Here is a 24,353-nt window from a genome sequence, read left to right as displayed (position 1 = left end):
ACCCGTACGACGGCCAGTCGCCGGGCCGGGGTCCCGCCCGGCGGGGCGCCACCCGGTCAGCCGACGAAGCGAGCCGGCCGCGCCGATGAAGCGAGCCGGCCGCGCCGATGAAGTGGGCCGGCCGGGGTTCCGCCCGGCGGGGCGCCGCAGCGCCCCAGCGGCCGTCACGCGCCGATGCGGCGGAGCAGGCCTTCCTGGACCGCGCTCGCGATGTGCACGCCCTCCCGGGTGAACAGCCGGCCGCTCGCCAGTCCCCGGCTGCCGCTCGCGGACGGGCTGCTGCAGTCGTACAGGAACCATTCGTCGGCGCGGAACGGGCGGTGGAACCACAGTGCGTGGTCGAGGCTGGCGCCGATCACGCCGCCCGGGCCCCAGACCTCACCGTGGACCGAGAGGACCGAGTCGAGCAGGGAGAGGTCCGAGGCGTACGTGAGGGCGCAGGCGTGGATCAAGGGGTCGTCCGGGAGCTTGCCGTTGATCCGCATCCAGACGCGCTGCTGTGCGGTGGCGTCGCGGTCGCCCGGGGGGACCCAGCCGGGGGTGTTGACGTACCGGACGTCGATGGCCTGCGGCGCCGAGTTGAAGGCGGCCCGGCGGTCCGGGTAGCGGGCCAGCCAGTCGCGCATCGTGGGGGTTTCTTCGGGCCCCTGCACGCCTTCCGGGGGCGGGGTGTGGTGGTCGAGGCCGTGCTCGACGACCTGGAAGGACGCCGACATGAAGAAGATGGGCTTGCCGTGCTGCTGCGCGGTGGAGCGGCGTACGGAGAAGGAGCGGCCGTCACGGATCGTCTCGACGGTGAAGTCGATGGGGACCGTGGGGTCGCCCGGGCGTACGAAATAGCCGTGCAGCGAATGCACGAAGCGTGCCGGGTCGACGGTGCGGCCGGCGGCGACCAGGGCTTGGCCGGCGACCTGGCCGCCGAAGACGCGCTGGGCGCCGACCTGTGGGCTCTCCCCCTGGAACCGGTCGGCGCCCAGCTGCTTGAGGTCGAGGACCTCGAGCAGCTGGTCGACGGCGGCCTGCCCCTGCAGTGGTGCGTTCACACGGTGCCCGGGTCGACGAGCGAGCCGAGCTGGTGGACCCGCAGGGTGTTGGTGGAGCCGGGGGCGTTCGGCGGGCTGCCGGCCACGACGACGACGTACTCGCCGGGCTTGGCCAGGCCGAGGCCGAGCATGGCCTGGTCGACCTGGCGGAACATGTCGTCGGTGTGCTCGACGAAGTCCGTCAGGAACGTCTCGACGCCCCAGGAGAGGGCGAGCTGGTCGCGGACCGCGGGCACCGGCGTGAAGGCGAGCAGCGGCAGCTCGCAGTGCAGCCGGGAGAGCCGGCGGACGGTGTCGCCGGTCTGGGAGAAGGCGACCAGCGCCTTGGCGCCGATGTTGCGGGCGATGCGGGACGCGGCGACGGTGAGCGCGCCGCCGTGCGTACGCGGGTCGTGCTGCAGGACCGGAACGCCCAGCGCGCCCTGCTCGGTGGTCGTCACGATCTTCGCCATGGTGCTGACGGTGAGCACCGGGTACTTGCCGACGGAGGTCTCGCCGGAGAGCATCACTGCGTCCGTGCCGTCGAGGACCGCGTTCGCGACGTCGGAGGCCTCGGCGCGGGTGGGGCGGGAATTCTCGATCATCGAGTCGAGCATCTGCGTGGCGACGATGACCGGCTTCGCGTTCTCCCGGCACAGCTGGACGGCGCGCTTCTGCACCAGCGGCACCTGGTCGAGCGGGAGCTCGACGCCGAGGTCGCCGCGGGCCACCATCACGCCGTCGAAGGCCAGCACGATCGCCTCGAGGTGGTCGACCGCCTCGGGCTTCTCGACCTTGGCGATGACCGGGACGGTCCGGCCCTCCTCCGCCATGATCTGGTGGACGAGCTTGATGTCGTCGGGCGAGCGGACGAACGACAGCGCGACCAGGTCGACGCCGAGGCCGAGGGCGAAGCGCAGGTCCTCCTCGTCCTTCTCGCTCATCGCCGGGACGCTGACCGCCACGTTGGGCAGCGACACGCCCTTGTTGTTGGAGACCGGGCCGCCCTCGGTGACGAGGCAGCGGATGTCGTTGCCCTCGACGGCGGAGACCTCGACGGCGACCTTGCCGTCGTCGATGAGCAGCCGGTCGCCGACCTTGACCTCGTGCGGAAGCTTCTTGTACGTGCACGACACCCGGTCCGGGGTGCCCAGGATGTCGTCGCTGGTGATGGTCACGACGTCGCCGGTGTTCCACACGTGCGGGCCGTTGGCGAACCTGCCCAGCCGGATCTTCGGACCCTGCAGGTCGGCGAGGACGGCGACGGCACGGCCGGTCTGCTTCGCGGCGGCGCGGACCATGCCGTAGATCTGCTGGTGGTCCTCGTGGCTGCCGTGGCTGAAGTTCATTCGGGCCACGTCCATCCCGGCCTCGACCAGGCCGAGCATGCGCTCGGGGGAGGCAGTGGCGGGACCCATGGTGCAGACGATCTTTGCGCGGCGTGTCACAGCCATCAGGCTAGTCTCTCTTTCGGATCGGCCCGCTGGCCGACCCCCGTCATGGGGATGAACTGCGGGTGGCGACGCTCCGCACGGCCGGCGACGGCGCACCGGCGGCGCAGCTGCCGCGGTTGAGCAGCGCATGCGGGCGTCGGCGACCGCGATACGGCTTCAGCTTATCGGTCCGCGATCGAGCGATGGCGGGGACCGCCGCGGTAGGCCGTCGGAGAAGGGGTACGCGGTGGTTCCGGGACGCGATTACGTCGGGGTGGGCGTCGGTGCCGTGGTTCGCGGCGCGGACGGGCGCGTGTTCCTGGCCCGGCGTGGGCCGGCGGCCCGCAACGAGGCGGGTTGCTGGGAGTTTCCCGGGGGCACGGTGGATTTCGGGGAGACCTTGGAGGAGACCGTACGGCGGGAGTTCCGCGAGGAGTACGGCATGGAGGTCGAGGTCACCGGGCTGCTCGGGGTGGCCGACCATCTGCTTCCCGAGGAGGGGCAGCACTGGGTGTCGGTGTCGTTCGAGGCGCGGCACGTCGGCGGGGAGCCCGTGATCCGGGAGCCCGGCAAGTGCACGGAGGTCGGGTGGTTCGACGAGGGTGCGCTGCCGTCGCCGCTGTCGAAGTCGGCTGAGGCGGCCCGGCGCCCCTGAGCGGGACGCCGGGCCGGTGGTTCAGCGGGTGGCCGCGAGCGGCTGGGAGGACGGGCGGACGGGGGCCGGCAGTTCGCCGTCGCCGCCCAGGTAGCTGTGGATCGCCGCCGCCGCGGCGCGGCCCTCGGCGATCGCCCAGACGATCAGGGAGGCGCCGCGGTGCATGTCGCCCGCGACGAAGACGCCGTCCACCTCGGTCTGCCAGTCGGGGCGGGCGTCGACGGCTCCGCGGGTGTTGCGGGTCACGCCGAACTGCTCCAGCAGCGGCTGCTGCTCCGTACCCTCGAAGCCGATCGCCAGAAGGACCAGGTCGGCGGGGAGGTCGCGCTCCGAGCCGGGGGTGACGGTGACCGTGCGGCGGCCGTTGAGCCGTTCGACGGCGACGTCGGCGATGCGGATCGCCTTGACGTTGCCCTCGCCGTCGTCGACGAACTCCTGGACGGCGACGCCGAAGACGCGTTCGCCGCCCTCCTCGTGCGCGGGGTAGTTGCGCAGGATGACCGGCCACGTCGGCCAGGGGTGCTGCTCGGCGGCGCGGGTGTCCGGGGGCAGCGGGTACTGGTCGAGCTGGATGACGTTGGCCGCGCCCTGGCGGTGGGCCACGCCGAGGCAGTCGGCGCCGGTGTCGCCGCCGCCGATGATGACGACGTGCCTGCCCTTGGCGTCGATCGGGGTGGTCTCCTGCAGTCCGGCGACGACCCGGTTGGCCGGGACCAGGTGGTCCATGGCCAGGTGCACGCCGCGCAGGTGCCGTCCCGGCGTCTCGGGGGTGTCACGGCCGGCGAGGGCGCCGCAGGTGAGCAGCACGGCGTCGAAGCGTTCGCGCAGGTCGTCCGCGGTCACGTCGACGCCCACGTTCACGCCGGTCTGGAAGACGACGCCCTCGGCCTCCATCTGGGCGAGGCGGGCGTCGATGCGCTCCTTCTCCAGCTTGAAGTCCGGGATGCCGTAGCGCAGCAGGCCGCCGATGCGGTCGTCGCGCTCGAACACCGTGACCGCGTGGCCGGCGCGGGCCAGCTGCTGCGCCGCCGCGAGCCCGGCGGGGCCGGAGCCGACCACGGCCACCGACTTGCCCGACAGGGTCGCGGGACGCTGCGGCTGCACGTACCCGAGGTCGAAGGCGTGGTTGGCGATCTCCACCTCGACCTGCTTGATGGTGACCGGGTCGTCGGCGATGCCGAGGACGCAGGCCGCCTCGCAGGGCGCGGGGCAGAGCCGGCCGGTGAACTCCGGGAAGTTGTTCGTGGCGTGCAGGCTCTCCGCCGCCGCGGCCCACGCGTTCGTGCGGACCAGGTCGTTCCAGTCCGGGATGCGGTTGCCGAGCGGACAGCCCTCGTGACAGAACGGGATGCCGCAGTCCATGCAGCGTGTCGCCTGGTCGCGGATGAGCTCGTCGCCGGCCGGCGGGTACACCTCCCGCCAGTCGCGGATGCGGACCGGAACCGGGCGGCGCTTGGGCAGCTGCCGCTCGTAGCGCAGGAAACCGTTCGGATCAGGCACGGGTGACCCCCATAACCGCCTCGTCGACGTTCCGACCGGCAGCTTCGGCGGTCTTGATCAGTTCCATCACTCGCTTGTAGTCGCGCGGCACCACGGCGGTGAACTCCGCCGCCGCGTCCGGCCAGTCCTTGAGCAGCCGCTCCGCCACCGCGGACCCGGTCTCGGCGTGGTGCTTGACGAGCAGGTCGTGCAGCACCTCCTGCTCCTCGTCCGTGAGCGGGGCGAGGTCGACCAGCTCCGGGTTGACCAGCGTCTGGTCGAGTCCGAGCACGAACGCCTTGCCGCCGCTCATGCCGGCGGCGAAGTTGCGGCCGATCGAGCCGAGGACGACGACGACTCCGCCGGTCATGTACTCGCAGCCGTGGTCGCCCACGCCCTCGACGACCGCCGAGGCGCCGGAGTTGCGGACGGCGAACCGCTCGCCCGCGCGGCCGCGCAGGAACACCTCGCCGCCGGTGGCGCCGTACAGGATGGTGTTGCCGGCGATGATGTTGTCCTCCGCCACGAACGGCGCCTCGTCGGCCGGCCGGACGATCACCCGGCCGCCGGACAGGCCCTTGGCGACGTAGTCGTTGGTGTCGCCGATCAGCCGCAGGGTGACGCCGCGCGGCAGGAACGCGCCGAACGACTGCCCGCCGGTGCCGCGCAGGGTGAAGGAGATGGTGTCGTCGGGCAGGCCGTTGCCGCCGTACCGCCGAGCCACCTCACCGCCGAGCATGGCGCCCACGCTGCGGTGGTCGTTGCGGACGGCGAGTTCGGCGCGGACCTCGCGGCCCTCGGTGAGCGCCGGCTGGGCGAGCGCGATGAGCTCGTTGTCCAGCGCCTTCTCCAGCTCGTGGTCCTGGGCGACGACGCCGCGGCGGGCCGCGCCCTCGGGCAGCTCGGGGACGTACAGGACCGGGGTGAGGTCGAGGCCCTTCGCCTTCCAGTGGTGCACGGCCGGGGCGACGTCGAGCACCTCGGCGTGCCCGATCGCCTCGTCGATGCTGCGGAAGCCCAGCTCGGCGAGGTAGCCGCGGACCTCCTCGGCGAGGAACAGGAAGAAGTTCTCGACGAACTCGGGCTTGCCGCTGAAGCGCTCGCGCAGCACCGGGTTCTGCGTGGCGATGCCGACCGGGCAGGTGTCCAGGTGGCAGACGCGCATCATGATGCAGCCCGAGACGATCAGCGGCGCGGTGGCGAAGCCGAACTGCTCCGCGCCCAGCAGCGCCGCGATGATCACGTCGCGGCCGGTCTTGAGCTGGCCGTCGACCTGCACGGTGACCCGGTCGCGCAGCTTGTTGAGCAGCAGCGTCTGCTGGGCCTCGGCCAGGCCGAGCTCCCACGGGGAGCCGGCGTGCTTGAGCGAGTTCAGCGGGCTGGCGCCCGTGCCGCCGTCGTGACCGGAGATCAAAATCACGTCGGCCTTGAGCTTGGCCACGCCGGCCGCGACGGTGCCGACCCCGATCTCGGAGACCAGCTTCACGTGTACGCGCGAAGCCGGGTTCACCATCTTGAGGTCGTGGACCAGCTGGGCCAGGTCCTCGATGGAGTAGATGTCGTGGTGCGGCGGCGGGGAGATCAGCCCCACGCCGGGGGTGGCGTGCCGGGTCTTGGCGATCCACGGCCACACCTTGTTGCCCGGCAGCTGGCCGCCCTCGCCCGGCTTCGCGCCCTGCGCCATCTTGATCTGCAGGTCGTCGGCGTTGACGAGGTATTCCGTGGTCACGCCGAAACGGCCGGAGGCGATCTGCTTGACGCTGGAGCGCCGGGCCGGGTCGTAGAGGCGCTCGACGTCCTCGCCGCCCTCGCCGGTGTTGGACTTGCCGCCGAGGCGGTTCATCGCGATGGCCAGGGTCTCGTGCGACTCCGCGGAGATGGAGCCGTACGACATGGCGCCGGTGGCGAACCGCTTGACGATCTCCGAGGCGGGCTCCACCTCCTCCAGCGGCACCGGCTGCCGGTCGGACCGGAAGCGGAACAGCCCGCGCAGCGAGCCGGCCGCCTCGGCGAGCCCGTCGACCTTGGCCGTGTACTGCTGGAAGACGTCGTACTGCTTGCTGCGGGTGGCGTGCTGCAGCAGGAAGACGGTCTCCGGGTTGAACAGGTGGACCTCGCCCTCGCGGCGCCACTGGTACTCGCCGCCGACCTCGAGGCGGCGGTGGCTGCGCTCGGCCGGGTTGCTCGGGTACGCCTTCGCGTGCCGCGCCGCGACCTCGGCGTGGATCTCGGCCAGCCCGGAGCCGCCGATGCGCCCGGAGGTGCCGGTGAAGTAGCGCTGCAGCAGCTCGTCCTCGAGACCGACCGCCTCGAAGACCTGCGCGCCGCAGTACGACGACACGGTCGAGATGCCCATCTTGGACATGATCTTCAGGACGCCCTTGCCGAGCGCCTTGACGTAGTTGCGGACCGCCTTGCCCGCCTCCATGCCCGCGAGCGGGCCGGTGGCGATGAGGTCCTCGACGCTCTCGAACGCCAGGTACGGGTTCACCGCGGCGGCGCCGTACCCGATGAGCACGGCGGCGTGGTGCACCTCCCGGCAGTCGCCGGTCTCGACGACCAGCGCGACCTGGGTGCGGGTCTGCTCGCGCACGAGGTGCTGGTGCACGGCGGCGGTGAGCAGCAGCGACGGGATCGGCGCCAGGTCGGCGTTGGAGTCGCGGTCGGACAGCACGAGGATGCGCACGCCGTCCTCGATGGCCTCCGACACGTGCCGGCAGATCTGGGTGAGCCGCGCCTTCATGCCCTCGGCGCCGTCGCGCAGCGGGTACAGCCCGGAGACCCGGACCGCCTTGAAGCCGGGCAGGTCGCCGTCCTCGTCGATGGAGAGCAGCTTGGCCAGCTCGTCGTTGTCGATGATCGGGTACGGCAGCACGACCTGGCGGCAGCTGGCCGGGCCGGGCGCGAGCAGGTTGCCCTCCGGCCCGATCGTCGTCGACAGGCTGGTCACCAGCTCCTCGCGGATCGCGTCCAGCGGCGGGTTGGTGACCTGGGCGAAGAGCTGGTGGAAGTAGTCGAACAGCAGCCGCGGCCGGGTGGACAGCGGCGAGATCGGGGTGTCCGTACCCATGGAACCCAGCGGCTCCGCGCCGGCCCGGGCCATCGGCGCCACGAGGATCTTCAGCTCCTCCTCGGTGTAGCCGAAGACCTGCTGGCGGCGCAGCACCGAGTCGTGGGTGTAGATGACGTGCTCGCGCGGCGGCAGGTCGGACAGGTTGATCAGCCCGGCGTGCAGCCACTCGTCGTACGGCTCCGCGGCGGCCAGCTCGGCCTTGATCTCGTCGTCGTGCACGATGCGGCCGGCGGCCGTGTCGACCAGGAACATCCGGCCCGGCTGCAGGCGGCCCTTGGCCACGACGGTCGCCGGGTCCAGGTCGAGCACGCCGGCCTCGGAGCCGAGCACGACCAGGCCGTCGCTGGTGTGCCACCAGCGGCCCGGGCGCAGGCCGTTGCGGTCCAGGACCGCGCCGATGACCGTGCCGTCGGTGAACGCCACGCTGGCCGGGCCGTCCCACGGCTCCATCAGGCTGGCGTGGAAGCGGTAGAAGGAGCGCCGCGCCGGGTCCATGCCCGGGTCGTTCTCCCACGCCTCCGGGATCATCATGAGCACGGCGTGCGGCAGGCTGCGCCCGGCCAGGTGCAGCAGCTCCAGGACGGCGTCGAAGTTGGCCGAGTCCGAGGCCTCGGGCGTGCAGATCGGGAACAGCCGCTTGATGCTGCCGGGCACGTTCGGCGAGGCCAGCAGCGCCTCGCGGGCCGCCATCCAGTTCTTGTTGCCGCGGATCGTGTTGATCTCGCCGTTGTGCGCGATGAACCTGTACGGGTGCGCGAGCGGCCACGACGGGAACGTGTTGGTCGAGAAGCGCGAGTGGACCAGCGCGATCGCGCTGTCGATGCGCTCGTCGGTCAGGTCGGGGAAGAACTCGGGCAGCTGATCCGGGGTGAGCATGCCCTTGTAGGTCATCGTGCGCGACGACAGCGAGGGGAAGTACGCCCCGATGCCGCGCTGCTGCGTCTCCCGCTCGGCCTGCTTGCGGATGCAGAACGCGACGATGTCCAGCTCGATGCCGGACAGCCGCTCCCCCGCCTTGCCGGTCTTGCCGCCGGTGAGCCGGTGCGCGGCCAGGAAGACCTGCTTGATGGCGGGGCGGGCGGCCTCGGCCGACTCGCCCAGCCCGGACGGGTCCACGGGCATGTCCCGCCAGCCGAGGATGTCGCCGCCCTCGACCAGCGCGAACTTCTCGAACACCGCGATGGCGCGGGCCGCGTCGGACTCGTCGGTGGGCAGGAAGACCAGGCCGGTCGCGTACGCGCCGGGCTCGGGCAGCTCGAAGTCGACGACCTCGCGCAGGAACGCGTCCGGCACCTGGATCATGATGCCGGCGCCGTCGCCGGTGTTGTGCTCGGCGCCGCGGGCGCCACGGTGGTCGAGGCGGATCAGCGCGGACAGACCCTGGGCTACCACATCGTGGGACCGGCGGCCGTGCAGATCGGCGACGAAGGCCACGCCACACGCGTCGCGCTCGTTCTGCGGGTCGTACAAACCCTGGGGGTGCGGAAAAGCCACCGGGCCTCCGATCGTCACTGGTGTTTCCGTTCAAGGTCGGGACGACGTCGGCCCTGCAAAGTCTCTCGATACTACGTTAGTCGTCACCGATCTCCGCCAGATGCGGATGGATCACACTTTGCCCACGCGGGTTCGGTAGTCTCGCGCGGTGGCGCTAGAGGATACCGACGTCTTCACCCGGCTGGAGCGTTTCTACGATTCCGTGCCCCGCGATGCCACGGTCACCGAGGACATCGGGGGGTTCGTCCTCTTCATCCGTGAGGGTGCGGGGTGGCCCTACTACGCCCGGCCTCGCCTCGGTGGTGGGACGCCGTCTGCCGCAGATGTTACTGCCGTCCGGATCAGACAACGAGAGCTGGGCGTCCCCGAAGCGTTCGAATGGGTGCACGAAACCACCCCCGACCTGCTCGCAGTCGCCCGCTCGGCGGGGCTGGACGTGCTGCTCGCGCCGCTGATGGTGCTGGACCGGGCGGCGCTCGTACCGGACCTGCCGATCCCCGGCGCGGCCATCCGCTTCCTCGACCCGGCCCAGCCGGGCTTCGCCGCCGACATCGCCGCGAGCCGGGCCGTGAGCCGGCTCGGCTTCGGCGCGCCGGCGTCCGCGACCGGCGCCGGACCGGCCACCGCGCAGGCCGGCGCGCTCACCATCGAACCGGCCGGCCCCGTCCAGCGCGACGCGGTGCCGCCCCCGGCCCCCGAGGTCGTCGCCGACCAGGTCCGCCGGCACGCCTCCGGCCGCTTCATCAGCGCCGTCGTCGACTCACCGGCCGACGGCATCCTCGCCTGCGGCTCGGTCCAGCGCGTCGGCGGCGTCGCGGAGGTCGCCGGGGTGGCCACGCTGCCGGCGGCGCGGCGGCGCGGGTACGCCTCCCAGCTCACCGCCAGCCTCGCCCGGCGCGCCCTGGAGGAGGGCGACGACCTCGTGTTCCTGTCGGCGGGCGACGACGACGTGGCGCGGCTGTACTCGAAGGTGGGCTTCCGCCGCGTCGGCACGGCCTGCATCGCCTCGCCGGCGGTCGCGCCGCTCTGACCCGGGCCGGCCTCGGCGCGGGCTATTCCGGCGGGTTCCAGTCGGCGGCCAGGCCGTGCGCGTGGCCGAGGATGCGCGGGCGCAGCGAGCCCAGCGCCGCGTCGCGGGCTCGCAACGCCAGCCGGCCGCGGGCCTGCACCACCGCCGACATGCGCCGGCTCTGCCGCACCACGCTGGCCGTGCGGGGCCGGCGGGCCCGGTCGTACGCCTCCACCGCCTGGCACAGCGCCGGGCCGGGTTCCACGGAAGCCACCAGCGACCGCAGCGTGGCCGCGTCCTCGAACGCCAGGCACGCGCCCTGCCCCAGGTGGTGCGGCATCGCGTGGGCGGCGTCGCCGAGCAGCACCACGCCGCCCGAGCCGCAGCGGAAGCCGTACGCGCGCGGCAGCGGCCGCAGTTCCCGTACCTCCTGCGGCACCAGGTCCTCGGGCCGGGTCGCGGCGAGCAGCTCACCGACCGGCGCGTGCCAGTCGGCGAACCAGCGGCGCAGCAGGGCGAGCTGGGTCGCCGGCGCCTCGGGTCGTGGCGCGCCGGCCGCCGTCGCCACCCAGTAGACGCCGCCGCGGCCGGCCGCGCGCTCCCCCAGCGGCATGGACACGAACCGGTAGCCCGCGCCGAGCGTCTCTCCCCCGGCCGCCTGGTCCTCCGGCAGCGCGGGCGCCCGGTAGCCCGGCACCACGGCCTGCCAGGCGGCGAAGCCCGAGCCGACCGCCACCGCCTCCGGCGCGAGGGCCCGGCGGACCGGGCTGTCGATGCCGTCGGCCGCCACGACGAGGTCCGCCTCGAACACCACGCGGCCGTCGCCGACCGCGGGCCGGGCGGCGCGCCTTGCCCGCACGGTGGTGACGTCCACACCGGTACGGATGTCCACGCCGTCACCGAGCCCGGCCACCAGCGCGTCGTAGAGATCCTCGAGGTGCACGACGGCGGGGGCGTGTCCCGCTCCGGGACGGGTGTGCGGCGCGACGAGCCACTGGCCGTCGGGGCGGCGTACCCCGCCGTCGGGCAGCGGCGCCGCGATGCCGCACCAGCCACCGTCCGGGTCGAGGGCTTCCAGGGCGCGGCGGCCGTTGGGCCACAGCACCAGCGCGGTCGGCGGGGCGGCCACCCGCTCGCCCCGCTCCAGCAACGTCACCTGCCAGCCGTCGCGGGCCAGGGCGCCGGCGGCGGCGAGCCCCGCCATGCCCGCGCCCACCACCACGGCCGTGCGCACGTCGCGGCCCCGGCTTCTAGCGCTCGTCGGCGGAGGCGGGCGCCGCCGGCCGCGCGTCGTCGCCCTCGGACGGGGAAGCCGCCGGACCCGCGTCGCCCGTGGCGTCGTCCCCGGCAGCGGCCTGGGTTGAGCCGGCCTCGGTGGCGGTCCTGGTCGCGCCCGCCTCCGCAGCGGTCTCGGTCGCGCCGGTCGAAGCCGCCGTCTTCGCAGCAGGCCCGGCGTCCGCCGTGGAACCGGCGGGTCCAGCGTTCCCGGCGGGGGCCGCGTCCGTCGCGGGACCGGTGTCCCCGGCCGAACCGGCCGGCGTGACCGGCTCGGGCTGCGCGGCGGCGGGCTCGGGGGCGGCGCCGGCGGGCGGGAGGATGCCCGTGCGCTCGTACGCCCGGAAGCGGTCCTCGCTGACCACCTGATAGGCCCTCGGCGCCTTGGCCACCGGCGTGGCGGAGGCACCGACGTCGACCTGGTCCACGTCGCTCGCCGGCTGCGGCTCGGGCTCGGTCTCCGGCGCGTCGATCGGCACCACGTACTCGCGGGGGCCGCGGACCACCAGGAAGTAGGCCAGCGCCAGCAGGAACACCACGATGGAGGTGAAGACGTTGAGGCGGATGCCGAAGAAGTGGTTCGCGTCGTCGATGCGCAGCATCTCGATCCAGCACCGGCCGAGCGTGTACGCCATCACGTACAGGGCGAACGCGCGCCCGCGGCCGAACTTGAACCGGCGGTCGAGCAGCCACACCAGCACCGCCACGCCGACGTCCCAGACCGCCTCGTACAGGAAGGTGGGGTGGTAGAGGTCCGGCAGGGTGACCGGCTTGCCGTCGATGACCGTCGCGTGGCCCGGGTTGGAACGGTCCATGTCGTGCACCCGCAGGCCCCACGGCAGGGTCGTGACGCTGCCGTACAGCTCGTTGTTGAACCAGTTGCCGAACCGGCCGATCGCCTGGGCCAGCGGCAGCCCGGGGGCGAGCGCGTCGGCGAACACGGCGAGCGGCAGGCCGAGCTGGCGGGCCGCGAGCCAGGCGCCGAGCGCGCCGCCGGCGACCGCGCCCCAGATGCCCAGGCCGCCCTCCCAGATCTGGAAGACGCGGATCGGGTGGCCGCCGTCGCCGAAGTACTCCGCCGGGGACGTGATCACGTGATAGATCCGCGCCCCGATGATGCCGAACGGCACCGCCCACACCGCCATGTCCAGCGAGGCCCACGGCGCCACGCCACGGCGGCGCAGGCGGTGTTCCATGACGAGCACGGCGACGACGATGCCCGCGACGATGCAGAGCGCGTACGCCCGGATGGGAAGGCCGAGGACGTGCCAGACCGACGTCGTGGGGCTGGGGATAGCGGCGAGCTTCACGGGCGCACCCTACCGCCGATTGCTGCGCGTGGTATCAGGAGGGCGCGCCGGACCGTACGCCCTGCGCCAACTCGGCGCTCAGCGCCCGCAGGCGCTCGTGGCCCGTGGCGAGGTCCGGGGCGTCGAGCACGCAGCGGATGAGCGCGCTGCCGACGATCACACCGTCGGCGAAGGCGGCCACCTCGGCCGCCTGCGCGCCGGTGCCGACGCCCAGCCCGACACCGACGGGCATGTCCGGGTCGACGGCGCGCACCCGCGCCACCAGCTCCGGCGCCTGCGACGACACCGAGGTGCGGGCGCCGGTGACGCCCATCAGCGCGGTCGCGTAGACGAAGCCGCGGCAGTTGGCGACCGTCATGGCGAGGCGCTCGTCGGTGGAGGACGGCGAGACCAGGAACGTGCGGTCGATGCCGTACCGGTCGGCGGCCGCGATCCACTCGCCGGCCTCGTCCGGGATCAGGTCCGGGGTGATCATCCCGGTGGCCCCGGCGGCGGCGAGGTCGCGCGCGAACGCATCGACGCCGTACTTCTCGATGGGATTCCAGTACGTCATCAGCACGACCGTCGCGCCGGCGCCGGCGACCGCCTCGATGATGCGCAGCGTGTCCCGGGTCCGTACGCCATGGGCCAGCGCGATGTCGCTCGCCTTCTGGATGACCGGCCCGTCCATCACCGGGTCGCTGTACGGCAGCTCCACCTCGATGACGTCGCACCCGGCCTCGGCCATGGCGACCATCGAGGCGATGCTGTCGTCGACGGTCGGGAAACCGGCGGGCATGCAGCCCACCAGCACGGACCGTCCCTCGGCCTTGGCCTTGCCGAACGTCGCCGAGATGCTCACGAATTCTCCCCGGGCACGATCGTCTCGACCTGGTCGAGGATGCCGAAGTAGGCGCCGGCGGTGTGCACGTCCTTGTCGCCGCGCCCGGACAGGTTCACCACGATCGTCGGCGTGCGGCCCAGCTCGGCCGCCAGCCGCGGCGCGATCCGGGCGGCGCCGGCCAGCGCGTGCGCGCTCTCGATCGCCGGGATGATGCCCTCGGTGCGGCAGAGCAGCTGGAACGCCGCCATCGCCTCGTCGTCGGTGACCGGCTCGTACACCGCGCGGCCGGTGTCGTGCAGCCACGCGTGCTCCGGTCCCACGCCGGGGTAGTCGAGGCCCGCCGAGATCGAGTGCGACTCGACCGTCTGGCCGTCCTCGTCCTGCAGCACGTACGTGCGGGCGCCGTGCAGCACTCCCGCCGAGCCGCCGGTGATGGACGCGGCATGCCGGCCCGTCTCGACGCCGTCGCCGCCGGCCTCGAAGCCGTACAGCCGGACCTGCTCGTCGGGGACGAACGCGTGGAAGATGCCGATGGCGTTGGAGCCGCCGCCGACGCAGGCGGCGATCGCGTCCGGGAGCCGGCCGAGCTGGGTGAGGCACTGCTCGCGCGCCTCGGTGCCGATGCCGCCGACGAAGTCGCGGACGATCTCCGGGAACGGGTGCGGGCCGGCCGCCGTGCCGAGCAGGTAGTGCGTGGTGTCGACGCTGGCGACCCAGTCGCGCAGCGCCTCGTTGAGCGCGTCCTTGAGCGTGCGGGAGCCGTTGGTGACCGGCACGACCGTGGCGCCCAGCATGCGCATGCGGGCCACGTTGAGGGCCTGCCGCTCGGTGTCGGTCTCGCCCATGTAGACCACGCACTCGAGGTCCAGCAGCGCGGCCGCGGTGGCGCTGGCGACGCCGTGCTGGCCGGCGCCGGTCTCGGCGATCACCCGCGGCTTGCCCATCCGCTTGGCGAGCAGGGCCTGGCCGAGCACGTTGCGCACCTTGTGCGCGCCGGTGTGGTTCAGGTCCTCGCGCTTGAGCAGGATCTCCGCGCCGACCGCCTCGGACAGCCGCTCGGCGCGGTAGAGCAGGGACGGCGTCCCGGCGTAGTCGCGCAGCAGGCCGTGGAACCGGTCCTGGAAGACCGGGTCGTTCTTGGCGTCCCGGTACGCGGCGTCCAGCTCGTCGAGGGCCCGCACGAGCGCCTCGGGGACGAAGCGGCCGCCGTACCGGCCGAAGTGGCCGGCGAGGTCGGGCAGTGCCTCCGCCGTCACCGGACGGGCCGGGGGGTGGCGGGGTGGTTGCCGGCGTTGACCAGCTCGGCCACGGCGTCGCGGGGGCTCTTCTGGGTCACCAGGCCCTCGCCCACCAGCACCGCGTCAGCGCCGGCCGACGCGTACCGGATCAGGTCGTGCGGGCCGCGCACCCCCGACTCGGCGATCTTGACGACGTTGTTGGGCAGGCCCGGCGCGATCCGCTCGAAGACGGACCGGTCCACCTCCAGCGTGCGCAGGTCGCGGGCGTTCACCCCGATGACCTGAGCGCCGGCGTCCAGTGCCCGGTCGGCCTCTTCCTCGTTGTGCACCTCGACGAGCGCGGTCATCCCCAGCGACTCGATCCGCTCGAGCAGGCCGACGAGGACGTTCTGCTCGAGCGCCGCCACGATGAGCAGCACCAGGTCGGCGCCGTGGGCCCGGGCCTCGTGCACCTGATAGCTGGAGACGACGAAGTCCTTGCGCAGCACCGGCACGCCGACCGCGGCCCGCACCGCGGCCAGGTCCTCCAGGGAGCCGCCGAACCAGCGGCCCTCGGTGAGCACGCTGATGCACCGGGCGCCGCCGGCCGCGTACTCACCCGCGAGCTCCGCGGGATCGGGGATGTCGGCCAACGCGCCCTTCGACGGCGACGACCGCTTCACCTCGGCGATGACCGCCACGCCGGGCTTGCGGAGGGCCGCGTACGCGTCGATCGCCGGCGGGGCCGCCGCCGCGAGCTCGCGCACCTGCTCCAGCGAAACCTGCTCCTGCCGGGCTGCGACGTCCTCGCGCACCCCCGCCAGGATCTCCTCGAGCACGTTCTGCGATCCCGCACCACGCTGATCGGATGTCACCTAATGACTCCCCTCTCCGGGTGTCCTCGGCCCGATGCTAGGTGGCCGCCGACTCCTCCGGCCGCCCGGGGTATGGCGCGCCTCACGAGGTGGGCTGCGGCATAATGCGCTGCCGGGCGGCAGCTTGTCTTACGTCACATCCTCCCCCGTGGCCCCGTCGCGCGCGCTGGGACCCCCCGGATGATCGGTTGACCCCCACCTACCGGTGACGGTCGTGTCACCGATCGGAAATACGACTCCGGCACCATGGCTGTCGGGCAAACTGGTCCGCGGCGCCACGCCGACGACCGAGCCCGCGCCCTGTGGAGGTGACCATGGAACCCGCCGAGACCGGATTCGCCGCAGTCTCCCGGACCGTCGTCTCGTACGCCGCCGAGCTTCTCGCCGGTGTCGAGCGCAAGGTCGTCGGGGAGGACAAGGTGCGCACCGCCCAGGGCAACGCCTGGGCCGCGATGTGCGCGGACCGCGCCCGGGCGCAGGCCCGCGCCGACATGGACGCGATGGTCGCCGCGCTCGCCGCCCGGCCGCGTCCCCGCCACCGCGCTCAGCGCGCCGTCGGGTCGTCCCCGCGGTCCAGCGCGTCCCAGGCCGCCCTGGTGTCCACGCGCTGATCCTCCGGCGCCGCCGGCGCTTCCTGCGGACGGCGTTCGTAGCGGGCCCCCATGCCCGGCCACTCGTGGCCGTGGCGCAGCGCCGACCAGCCGCCGGCCAGCACCAGGAGCCCGCCGGCGACGCATGCCACCGGCCAGACCGTTCCGCCCGCGCCGGCCGCGCCGACGTCCAGGCCGGCCCGCCCGGTGATCGCACCGGCGACCACACCGAGGCCGGCCAGCGCCAGCAGCGCGCCCAGCACCCGGCGCACCGCGCCGCGCGTGGCCAGCAGCGCCCCGCCGCCGGCCAGCGCCACCAGCGCGAGGGCGAGCACCCACGGCGCGACCTCGGTGCCGGTGCGGGTCGACCGCAGCTCCGGCAGGCCGGGCCGGGTGGTCACCTCGACCGCCCAGGTGCGGGTGACGCCGAAGAGCGCCACGGCGGCCCCCGCCACGCTGCAGAGCACCGTCACACCGAGACGGCGGCTGGGACGGCTCACCGGGCTGCGCGCAAGGTCTCGGCGGCGGCGATCGCGGCGAGGACCGCTGCCGCCTTGTTCCGCGTCTCCTGCTCCTCCGCGGCGGGGTCCGAGTCGGCCACGATGCCCGCGCCGGCGCCCACGTACGCGGTCCCGTGCCGCATCAACGCCGTACGGATCGCGATGGCCATGTCCATGTCGCCGGCGAAACCGAAGTAGCCGACGGTGCCGCCGTACAGGCCCCGGCGGGTGGGCTCGAGGCTCTCGATGATCTCCATGGCGCGGACCTTCGGGGCGCCCGACAGCGTGCCCGCCGGGAACGTCGCCGCCAGCGCGTCGAACGCCGTCCGGTCCGCGCGCAGCTCGCCGACCACCGTGGACACGATGTGCATGACGTGGCTGTAGCGCTCGATGCGCGCGAAATCCGGCACTTCCACGCTGCCCGCGCGGCACACCCGGCCCAGGTCGTTGCGGCCCAGGTCGACGAGCATGACGTGCTCGGCGCGCTCCTTCGGGTCCGCGAGCAGCTCGGCGGCCAGCGCGTTGTCCTGCTCCGGGGTCGCGCCGCGCCAGCGGGTGCCGGCGATCGGGTGCAGCAGGGCCCGGCGTACGCCGCCCTCGGCCGCACTGACCTTGAGGTGCGCCTCCGGCGACGAGCCGACGATGTCGAAGTCGTCGAAGCGCAGCAGATACATGTACGGGCTGGGGTTCGTCGCCCGCAACACCCGGTAGACGTCGAGCGGGTCGGCGTCGGTGGCGCGTTCGAAGCGCTGCGCCACGACGATCTGGAAGCACTCGCCGGCCCGGATCGCCTCCTTCGCCGTCTCGACCGCCTTCTGGTAGTCACCCGGCGCGGTCCGGCTGACCACCTCCCCCGGCGGCCGCCGCTCCACCGTGGAGATCATCGGCGGGGTCGGGCGGGACAGCGCGGTGGTCATCGCGTCGAGCCGGCCCACGGCCTGGTGGTACGCGGCCCGCGCGGTCGCCGCGTCGGCCCCGTCGGGCAGCACCGCGTTGGCGACCAGGATCGCCGAACCGTCGTAGTGGTCGAGCACGACGAGGTCGGTGGCGAGCATCATGCCCAGCTCGGGCAGCGGCACGTCGTCCGCGGCGGTCGCCGGGAGCCGCTCGAAGCGGCGGACCAGGTCGTAGCTGAGGTAGCCGACCATGCCGCCGGTCAGCGGGGGCAGGCCGGCCGCCGTACCCGGATCCTCGGGGGCGGCCAGGGCGGCGACGGTCTCCCGCAGCGCGACCACCGGGTCGCCGTCGAGCGGCACACCGGCGGGCGGGGTGCCCAGCCAGACCGCCGCGCCGTCGCGTTCGACCAGCGTGGCGGCGCTGCGTACGCCGATGAACGAGTAGCGCGACCAGGCCGCGGAGCCGGCGCCCTGCTCGGCCGACTCGAGCAGGAAGGTCCCCGGCCCGCCGGCGAGCTTGCGGTACACCCCGATGGGGGTCTCGCCGTCGGCCAGCAGCCGCCGGGTCACCGGGACCACCCGGCGCCGCGCCGCCTGGGCGAGGAACGCCTCCTCCTCCGGTGCGACGGCGCCGCTGGTCATCGGTCCTCCTCCGGCACGCTGACCGGCAGCTCGTCGCTGAAGCAGGTGTGCGACCCCGTGTGGCACGCGGCCCCGACCTGGTCCACGGTCACCAGCAGCGCGTCGCCGTCGCAGTCCAGGGCGACCGAGCGTACGTATTGGTGGTGGCCGGAGGTCGCACCTTTCACCCAGTACTCCCGGCGGCTGCGGGACCAGTACGTCGCTCGGCCGGTCGTGAGGGTGCGGTGCAGCGCCTCGTCGTCCATCCAGGCCAGCATCAGCACGTCGCCGCTGCCGTGCTCACGGACGACGGCGGCGACGAGGCCGTCGGGCGTACGGCGCAGACGGGCGGCGACGGCGGGATCGAGGGCGGACGGCCGGGCGGGCTGGTTCTCGAGGTCTGTGGCGGGCACAGTGCCAGATTGTCTCGTACCGGCCCGGCGCGTCCACGCGCGCCACTTCCTCTAGCCCACGATCCGGTCACGGAGACACACAGGGGGTGTGACGCCCGTCCGCGGGACGGTACCGTCGTCGTGCGCTGCGCCTGCCCGGTGTCGCGCCCGTGCCCGTCCGGCCCAGCGGACGGTCACGCCGCCACCGCGACGGGAGTCTCGATCATGGAGCCGACGGCCACCCCGGACGACGGCCGGCAACCGGCCGGGGCCGGGCCGGTGCCCGGACAACGACGGCCCGGCGAGGAGCCGCGCGCCGCCTCGGGCGACGAGGGCATCGCGACCGGCCGCCCCGCGGGCGACGCCGACCGGCCCGGAGCGCAGGCGGGCTCCGCGCTGACGAACGACACCCAGATGGTCCCGCTCGGGTCCCGGCGTCCCGCGGACGCGCTGCTGGGCGGGACGACCAACGGACTGCGCTGGACCAACCAGGGAGGCTTCGCACCGGTGGAGACGAACGGGCACCGCAACGCCGACTTCGGGCCGCGTCACGGCGGCACGCCGCGCGCCAACGGCCAGAACCCCGTCGTCAACGGCAGCCTGCCGGGGACGCGGTCGCCGTTCGCGCCGCCGCCCGCCCCGGAGACACCCCCGCTGTACGCGCCGTCGCCGTTCGCGGCCGCCGGCACCCCGCCGCCCCCGGACCTGCCGGCCGATCCGCTCGCGCCGCTCGACCAGGCGCCGGACGCCCACCCGGGGTCCGACGACGCCGGGGCCGGCCCGGGCCGCCCGGACCCGGCTCCGCCGGCGACCGGTTCGGCGCAGGTGCCGATGCCGCTCGACCGCCCGGTCAGCGCCCAGCCGGGCGGCGACGCCCGCAGCCACGCGGTTCCCCCGGCGCAGGAGCACGAGGCGTGGGCGCCGCCGGCGCACCGCGGGTCCACGCCGGCGAGTGCCGCGACGCCCGCCGGTGACCCCGCGCAGCCGGCCGGCTCCCCGCCTTTCCCGGGTTTCGACGTGGCCCCGCCGGCCGGCGAGCCCGGCGCGGCCCGGCCCGCCCCGGGGCAGCCTGCCGGGTGGGTCCGCCCCGAGCAGGGCGACGAGCCGGAGACCGACCGCCCGGCCGCCTGGGACCGCCCCGGCGTGCTCCCGCCCAACCCGCTGCAGCCGACGCCGTCGCAGGCACCCCTGCCGCCGAACCCGCTGCAGCCCGCGCCGCTGCAGTCGGCCCTGCCGCCGAATCCGCTGCAGCCGGCGCCCGTGCAGCCGCTGCAGCCCGGGCCGGTCCCCGGTGGCCGCCGCAGCCGCGACGAGGACGAGCTGGACGCCCGCACTTCCGGCCGGCGGTCGGGCGGCGAGGACGAGCCGGCCCGTTCCGGTGGCCGGCGCGCCGCCGACCCCGGCGACGGCCCGGCCGAGGCACGCACCGCCGCGACCAGGGCCGCGAGCCTGCGCGACGTGCGGGAGGGCAAGCGGGCCGCCGAGGACGACACCCGCCCGGGCCGTCGTGCCGCGACCGGGGATGACGAGGGCGCCCGGCGGGCACGCGACGAAGCCCCGGCCGGACGGCGGGCGGCCCGCGCGGAGGGCGGCGACGCCCCGCTGCGGCCCGGCGACGTACGTCAGGAGTCGATCGCGTTCTGGGACGAGGCGGCCAGCGGTCAGTTCCGGGCCGAGTGGCACGAGGTCAAGGCGCAGTTCGTGGACGACCCGGTGGCCGCATTGACCCGGGCCCACGCCCTGCTCACCGAGGCCGTGCAGGAGCTGGGTGAGGCCATGCTCGCCGAGCGGGACCGCCTCGACCCGCTGCGCGACACCGCCGTGCCGGACACCGAGAGCATGCGGATGGCCATGCGCGGATACCGCGAGTTCCTGGACCGCATCCTCTCCCTCTAGATCCGCCGTCGGCCTCAGCCGCGGTCCCGCCGGTCGGGGCCGCGGCTTTGTCATGCCCGTGTGCCACCTTCCGGCGCCGCCGTTGCCTCGCCCGCAGAATTCACCTAGCGTTGAACTCAACACTTGATGAGTTCGGGGGAGGCGAGGATGACCACCGCCATCGAGATCCGCGACCTCGTGATCGACCGCGGGAAACGAGAGGTGCTGCACGGCATCACCTGCGGCGTCCGGGCCGGCAGCGTCACCGGGTTGCTCGGGCCGAGCGGCAGCGGGAAGACGACCCTGATCCGGGCCGTCGTCGGGGTGCAGATCGTCCGGTCCGGCGCCGTGACCGTGCTCGGCCGGCCGGCGGGGTCACCCGGGCTGCGCCGTACGGTCGGTTACGTCACCCAGTCACCCAGCGTCTACGCCGATCTGTCCGTCCGGGAGAACGCGCGCTACTTCGCCTCGCTGTACGGCCTGACCGCGGCGGACGCGGAGCACGCCGTGGCGGACGTCGGGCTCGCCGACGCGGCCACCCAGCTGGTCGGCAACCTCTCCGACGGCCAGCGCAGCCGGGCGTCGCTGGCCTGCGCCATGATCGGCCGGCCCGAGGTCCTGGTCCTGGACGAGCCGACCGTGGGGCTGGATCCGGTGCTCCGCGCCGACCTGTGGGGCAAGTTCCATGCGCTCGCCGACGCGGGCACCACCCTGCTGGTCTCCAGCCACGTCATGGACGAGGCCGGCCGCTGTGACCAGCTGCTGCTGATTCGCGAGGGCCACCTCATCGCCGACGACACGCCCGCGGCGATCCGCGCGGCGGCCGGCACGACGGACCTGGAGGAGGCGTTCCTGCGCCTGATCCGTGGCCGCGAGGAGGTGCCGGCATGATCGGCATGAGCCCGCGCATCACCATGAGCACCGCGAGCCGGGTCCTGCGGCAGCTGCGCCACGACCGGCGCACGGTCGGCCTGATGCTCGTGGTGCCGATCCTGCTCCTGACGCTGCTCTACTTCATGTACGACACCGGCCACACCTTCGACCGGGTCGCCCTGACCATGCTGGGGATCTTCCCCTTCACCATCATGTTCCTGGTGACGAGCATCGCGATGCTGCGCGAGCGCACCTCCGGCACGCTCGAGCGGCTGCTCACCACGCCGCTGGGCAAACTCGACCTGCTCTTCGGGTACGGCATCGCGTTCGGTTTCGCCGCCGCGGTGCAGGCGACGGTGGCCGTGGCGGCGGCGTACTGGCTGCTCGGGCTGGAGACGGTCGGCCATGCGGCGCTGGTGGTGCTGATCGCCGTGGTCGACGCGGTGCTCGGGGTCGCGCTCGGGCTGTTCTGCAGTGCTTTCGCGCGTACCGAATTCCAGGCCGTCCAGTTCCTGCCCGTGGTCGTCATCCCGCAGCTGCTGCTCTGCGGCCTGTTCGTGCCCCGGGAGCAGATGGCGGGCTGGCTGCAGGCCGCCAGCGACGTGTTCCCCCTCTCGTACGCGGTGGACGCGCTCGCCCAGGTCGGACGCTCCCCCGACCCGACCGGCACCATGTGGTGGGATCTGACGGTCGTGGCCGGCGCCGCGGTCCTGGCCCTGATGCTCGCGGCCGCGACCCTGCGGCGGCGCACCGCCTGAGACGAACGGGGAGACCTTCTTTGGTACGGCGAAGCGGGCGCCGCCCGGGCAACCAGGACACCCGGCAGTCCATCCTGGAGTCCGCCCGTACGGTCTTCGCCGAACGGGGCTTCGACAAGGCGTCGATCCGTGCCATCGCGGCCGGCGCCGAGGTCGACCCCGCGCTGGTGCACCACTACTTCGGCACCAAGGAGAAGCTGTTCCTGGCGTGCATGAACATGCCGCTGAATCCCGGGGAGCTGGTGCCGAAGGCGCTGGCGGGCCCGCGGGAGGAGGCCGGGGAGCGGCTGGTGCGTACGGTGCTGACGGTCTGGGACTCGCCCGCCGGCGCCACCGCGGTGGCGTTGATGCGCTCGGCGATGAGCAACGAGTGGACCGCCCGGCTGATGCGCGAGTTCGTGGTGACCCAGATCCTGCGCCGGGCCGTCGCCCAGCTGGGCATCGACGAGAAGGAGGCGGCGACCCGGTCGGCCCTGGTCGCGACGCAGATCGCCGGGCTGGCCGTGGTGCGCCACGTCATCAAGGTCGAGCCGGTCGCGTCCGCCCCGGTGGAGCAGCTCGTCGCCGCGGTCGGGCCGAACGTGCAGCGCTACCTCACCGGAGACCTGCCCGGCGTCTTCTAGCGGCCCAGGTCTGCGAGGTATCGCGTCACCGCGGCGCCGTCGCCGGCGTCGGAGATCAGCCCGATATAGCCGTCGGGACGAATGAGCACCAGCGTGCGGCCCTCCGCGCCGTACGCGGCCGCCAGGTGCCCCCGGGTGTCCGCGATGTCGCCGGGTGCAACGGGCCGGCCGACGACGCGCAGAGTCCGTACGCCGGCCGCGACGGCGGGCACCGCGCCGAAGCTCAGCAGGGTGAAGCGCCCGCCGCCGGTCAGGTCGAACAGCCGGCGCCCGCCCGCCACCGTGGTCAGCCCGGTCGCGTCGGGGGCGCGGTCCCCGGCGCGGAGCGTGGCGGCCTCGTCCCGGTCGTCGCGGGCGAGGGTGGAGCCGCGGTATCCCACATCGAGCTGGATCGTGCCGGCATCGCGGCGGGTGGGGATGTCGTTCCGCTCGAGGGCTTCGGCGAGGCGGGCGTTGGACAGGGCGAGCACGTGGGCCGCGACCGGCCGCCGTTCGGCCTCGTACGTGTCGAGCAGCGCCGGCGAGGCGCCACGCGCCACCGCGGCGAGCTTCCAGCCGAGGTTGTACGCATCCTGGATGCCGGTGTTCATCCCCTGCCCGCCGGCGGGTGAGTGGACGTGCGCCGCGTCGCCGGCAAGGAAGACCCGGCCCTCGCGGTAGCGGTCGGCGAGGCGGATGTTGGCGCGCCACAGCGACGACCACTCCGGCTCGTGGAGGTGGATGTCGGCGCGACCGGTGCGCCGCTCGAGGATCGCCCGCAGGTTCGCGAGGCTCGGCTCGGGGTCCTGCCCGGGTGCGATCGCCGCCGCGTACTGGAAGAGGCCCGTCGAGGGCAGCGGGCAGAGGCTGACCAGGCCCTCCTCGTGCCGCCACGCCTGCCAGACGTCGCGGCTCAGGCCGTCGACCGGCAGGTCGGCGAGGACCATCCGCACCTCTTCGCGGGTCTCGCCGTCGAACGTGATGCCGGCCTGTCTGCGGACGACGCTGTGGCCGCCGTCGCCACCGACCAGCCACTGCGCGGTGACGGTCCGGGTCGTGCCGTCCTTGACGACCGTCGCCGACACGCCGTCGCCGGACTGCTCGAAGCCGGTCAGGGCGGTGCCGAACTCCACCGCACCGCCGAGCTCGGCCAGCCGCAGCCGCAGCGCCTCCTCGACGCGCCATTCGGGCGTGATCAGGCTCGCCGGATACGGGATGTCGGGACGATCCGCCAGCTCCTCGGGCACGGCCCCGCCTCGGGTCACGCTGCCGTCGGGGGCGGTCGAGTGGATCGGCATCGCGATCCGGCCGTGGGCGAGCACGCGGCCGGCGATGCCGAGGTCCTCGAAGATCTCAAGAGTGCGCGGCTGGACGCCCTTGCCGCGCGAGCCGGGCCGCGGGCCGGGGGCGGCCTCGATCAGCCGGAAGGGGACTCCCCCGCGGGCCAGCTCGCAGGCCAGCGTCAGCCCCGTCGGGCCGGCTCCCGCGATGAGCACTGTCGTTTCCGTCATCCGGCACCTCACAGCAAGAAAGGGATTCCTTTCTAACACCGCTTGCCAAGAAAGGAAATACTTTCTACGT

General features: G+C 73.8%; 20 protein-coding genes. 7 read left to right on the top strand and 13 right to left on the bottom strand.

The features are described 5' to 3' along the window. Positions 1-164 precede the first annotated feature (164 nt). Both AB0K03_RS33710 and pyk read right to left on the bottom strand, forming a co-directional pair. The gene (locus AB0K03_RS33710) at positions 165-1,043 is read right to left on the bottom strand and encodes an acyl-CoA thioesterase II (protein WP_364693552.1); all 879 of its coding nucleotides are present in this window, start codon (positions 1,041-1,043) and stop codon (positions 165-167) included. Next, positions 1,040-2,476: a pyruvate kinase gene (pyk, locus tag AB0K03_RS33705; protein WP_364693549.1), complete on the bottom strand. Its 1,437-nt coding sequence runs from the start codon at positions 2,474-2,476 to the stop codon at positions 1,040-1,042. Before pyk ends, AB0K03_RS33710 begins: the two co-directional genes overlap by 4 nt. Positions 2,477-2,702: 226 nt before the next feature. Here pyk and AB0K03_RS33700 point away from each other — a divergent pair, with 226 nt between their 5' ends. Beyond that, a complete protein-coding gene (locus AB0K03_RS33700; RefSeq protein WP_364693546.1) occupies positions 2,703-3,110 on the top strand; it encodes an NUDIX domain-containing protein in 408 nt (135 codons plus the stop codon). 21 nt (positions 3,111-3,131) lie between these two features. Here AB0K03_RS33700 and AB0K03_RS33695 read toward each other — a convergent pair whose 3' ends face one another. After that, positions 3,132-4,610 carry a glutamate synthase subunit beta gene (locus tag AB0K03_RS33695; RefSeq protein WP_364693543.1) on the bottom strand — a complete coding sequence of 493 codons (1,479 nt, stop codon included), beginning with the start codon at positions 4,608-4,610 and terminating at the stop codon, positions 3,132-3,134. Beyond that, a complete protein-coding gene (gene gltB, locus AB0K03_RS33690; RefSeq protein ID WP_364693541.1) occupies positions 4,603-9,174 on the bottom strand; it encodes a glutamate synthase large subunit in 4,572 nt (1,523 codons plus the stop codon). The genes AB0K03_RS33695 and gltB overlap by 8 nt, the downstream gene beginning before the upstream one ends. 130 nt (positions 9,175-9,304) lie before the next feature. Here gltB and AB0K03_RS33685 point away from each other — a divergent pair, with 130 nt between their 5' ends. Then, positions 9,305-10,186, top strand: coding sequence for a GNAT family N-acetyltransferase (locus AB0K03_RS33685; RefSeq protein ID WP_364693538.1), 882 nt, complete (start codon positions 9,305-9,307; stop codon positions 10,184-10,186). A gap of 22 nt (positions 10,187-10,208) precedes the next feature. Here the strand turns inward: AB0K03_RS33685 and AB0K03_RS33680 are convergent, their stop codons facing one another. The 5 genes from AB0K03_RS33680 to trpC are packed head-to-tail and all read right to left on the bottom strand — an operon-like array spanning position 10,209 to position 15,629. Next, positions 10,209-11,399, bottom strand: coding sequence for an NAD(P)/FAD-dependent oxidoreductase (locus AB0K03_RS33680; protein WP_364693535.1), 1,191 nt, complete (start codon positions 11,397-11,399; stop codon positions 10,209-10,211). Between the two features lie 16 nt (positions 11,400-11,415). Next, positions 11,416-12,750, bottom strand: a complete 1,335-nt coding sequence (lgt, locus tag AB0K03_RS33675; protein WP_364693532.1) for a prolipoprotein diacylglyceryl transferase — start codon at positions 12,748-12,750, stop codon at positions 11,416-11,418. Between the two features lie 34 nt (positions 12,751-12,784). Next, a complete protein-coding gene (trpA, locus tag AB0K03_RS33670) occupies positions 12,785-13,591 on the bottom strand; it encodes a tryptophan synthase subunit alpha (RefSeq protein WP_364693529.1) in 807 nt (268 codons plus the stop codon). Next, a complete protein-coding gene (trpB, locus tag AB0K03_RS33665) occupies positions 13,588-14,829 on the bottom strand; it encodes a tryptophan synthase subunit beta (RefSeq protein ID WP_364693526.1) in 1,242 nt (413 codons plus the stop codon). Before trpB ends, trpA begins: the two co-directional genes overlap by 4 nt. Then, entirely contained in the window at positions 14,826-15,629 is an 804-nt protein-coding gene (trpC, locus tag AB0K03_RS33660) for an indole-3-glycerol phosphate synthase TrpC (protein ID WP_364693678.1), read from the bottom strand. Before trpC ends, trpB begins: the two co-directional genes overlap by 4 nt. A gap of 350 nt (positions 15,630-15,979) precedes the next feature. On the opposite strand from trpC, the gene AB0K03_RS33655 reads away from it, so the two are divergent. Next, on the top strand, positions 15,980-16,276 hold the full coding sequence (locus AB0K03_RS33655) for a hypothetical protein (RefSeq protein WP_364693523.1): 297 nt from the start codon (positions 15,980-15,982) through the stop codon (positions 16,274-16,276). Here the strand turns inward: AB0K03_RS33655 and AB0K03_RS33650 are convergent. From AB0K03_RS33650 to hisI, 3 genes are read right to left on the bottom strand one after another with little or no spacing between them, the layout of a single operon-like run. Beyond that, positions 16,210-16,728: a Trp biosynthesis-associated membrane protein gene (locus AB0K03_RS33650; RefSeq protein WP_364693520.1), complete on the bottom strand. Its 519-nt coding sequence runs from the start codon at positions 16,726-16,728 to the stop codon at positions 16,210-16,212. The two genes, AB0K03_RS33655 and AB0K03_RS33650, sit on opposite strands and share 67 nt — an antisense overlap. A 23-nt stretch (positions 16,729-16,751) precedes the next feature. Further along, positions 16,752-18,293, bottom strand: coding sequence for an anthranilate synthase component I (locus AB0K03_RS33645; protein WP_364693517.1), 1,542 nt, complete (start codon positions 18,291-18,293; stop codon positions 16,752-16,754). Further along, the gene (hisI, locus tag AB0K03_RS33640) at positions 18,290-18,685 is read right to left on the bottom strand and encodes a phosphoribosyl-AMP cyclohydrolase (protein WP_364693514.1); all 396 of its coding nucleotides are present in this window, start codon (positions 18,683-18,685) and stop codon (positions 18,290-18,292) included. The genes AB0K03_RS33645 and hisI overlap by 4 nt, the downstream gene beginning before the upstream one ends. 204 nt (positions 18,686-18,889) lie before the next feature. Between hisI and AB0K03_RS33635 the strand changes: the two genes are divergently transcribed. The 4 genes from AB0K03_RS33635 (at position 18,890) to AB0K03_RS33620 (ending at position 22,793) form a co-directional block, all read left to right on the top strand. Beyond that, positions 18,890-20,560, top strand: a complete 1,671-nt coding sequence (locus AB0K03_RS33635; protein ID WP_364693511.1) for a hypothetical protein — start codon at positions 18,890-18,892, stop codon at positions 20,558-20,560. Positions 20,561-20,707: 147 nt separating this feature from the next. After that, positions 20,708-21,430 (top strand): ABC transporter ATP-binding protein, encoded by a 723-nt coding sequence (locus AB0K03_RS33630; RefSeq protein WP_364693508.1) that lies wholly within the window; start codon positions 20,708-20,710, stop codon positions 21,428-21,430. 5 nt (positions 21,431-21,435) lie between these two features. After that, positions 21,436-22,170: an ABC transporter permease gene (locus AB0K03_RS33625; RefSeq protein WP_364693675.1), complete on the top strand. Its 735-nt coding sequence runs from the start codon at positions 21,436-21,438 to the stop codon at positions 22,168-22,170. A 20-nt stretch (positions 22,171-22,190) separates the two neighbouring features. Next, positions 22,191-22,793: a TetR family transcriptional regulator gene (locus AB0K03_RS33620; protein ID WP_364693505.1), complete on the top strand. Its 603-nt coding sequence runs from the start codon at positions 22,191-22,193 to the stop codon at positions 22,791-22,793. On the opposite strand, the gene AB0K03_RS33615 is transcribed toward AB0K03_RS33620, so the two are convergent. After that, the gene (locus tag AB0K03_RS33615; protein WP_364693502.1) at positions 22,790-24,283 is read right to left on the bottom strand and encodes an FAD-dependent oxidoreductase; all 1,494 of its coding nucleotides are present in this window, start codon (positions 24,281-24,283) and stop codon (positions 22,790-22,792) included. The two genes, AB0K03_RS33620 and AB0K03_RS33615, sit on opposite strands and share 4 nt — an antisense overlap. Between the last annotated feature and the right edge of the window lie 70 nt (positions 24,284-24,353).

Origin of the sequence: Actinoplanes sp. NPDC049316 (genome assembly GCF_040677315.1) — a bacterium.
Classification (GTDB): domain Bacteria; phylum Actinomycetota; class Actinomycetes; order Mycobacteriales; family Micromonosporaceae; genus Actinoplanes.
This window is presented reverse-complemented; position numbering and strand designations above follow the sequence as displayed.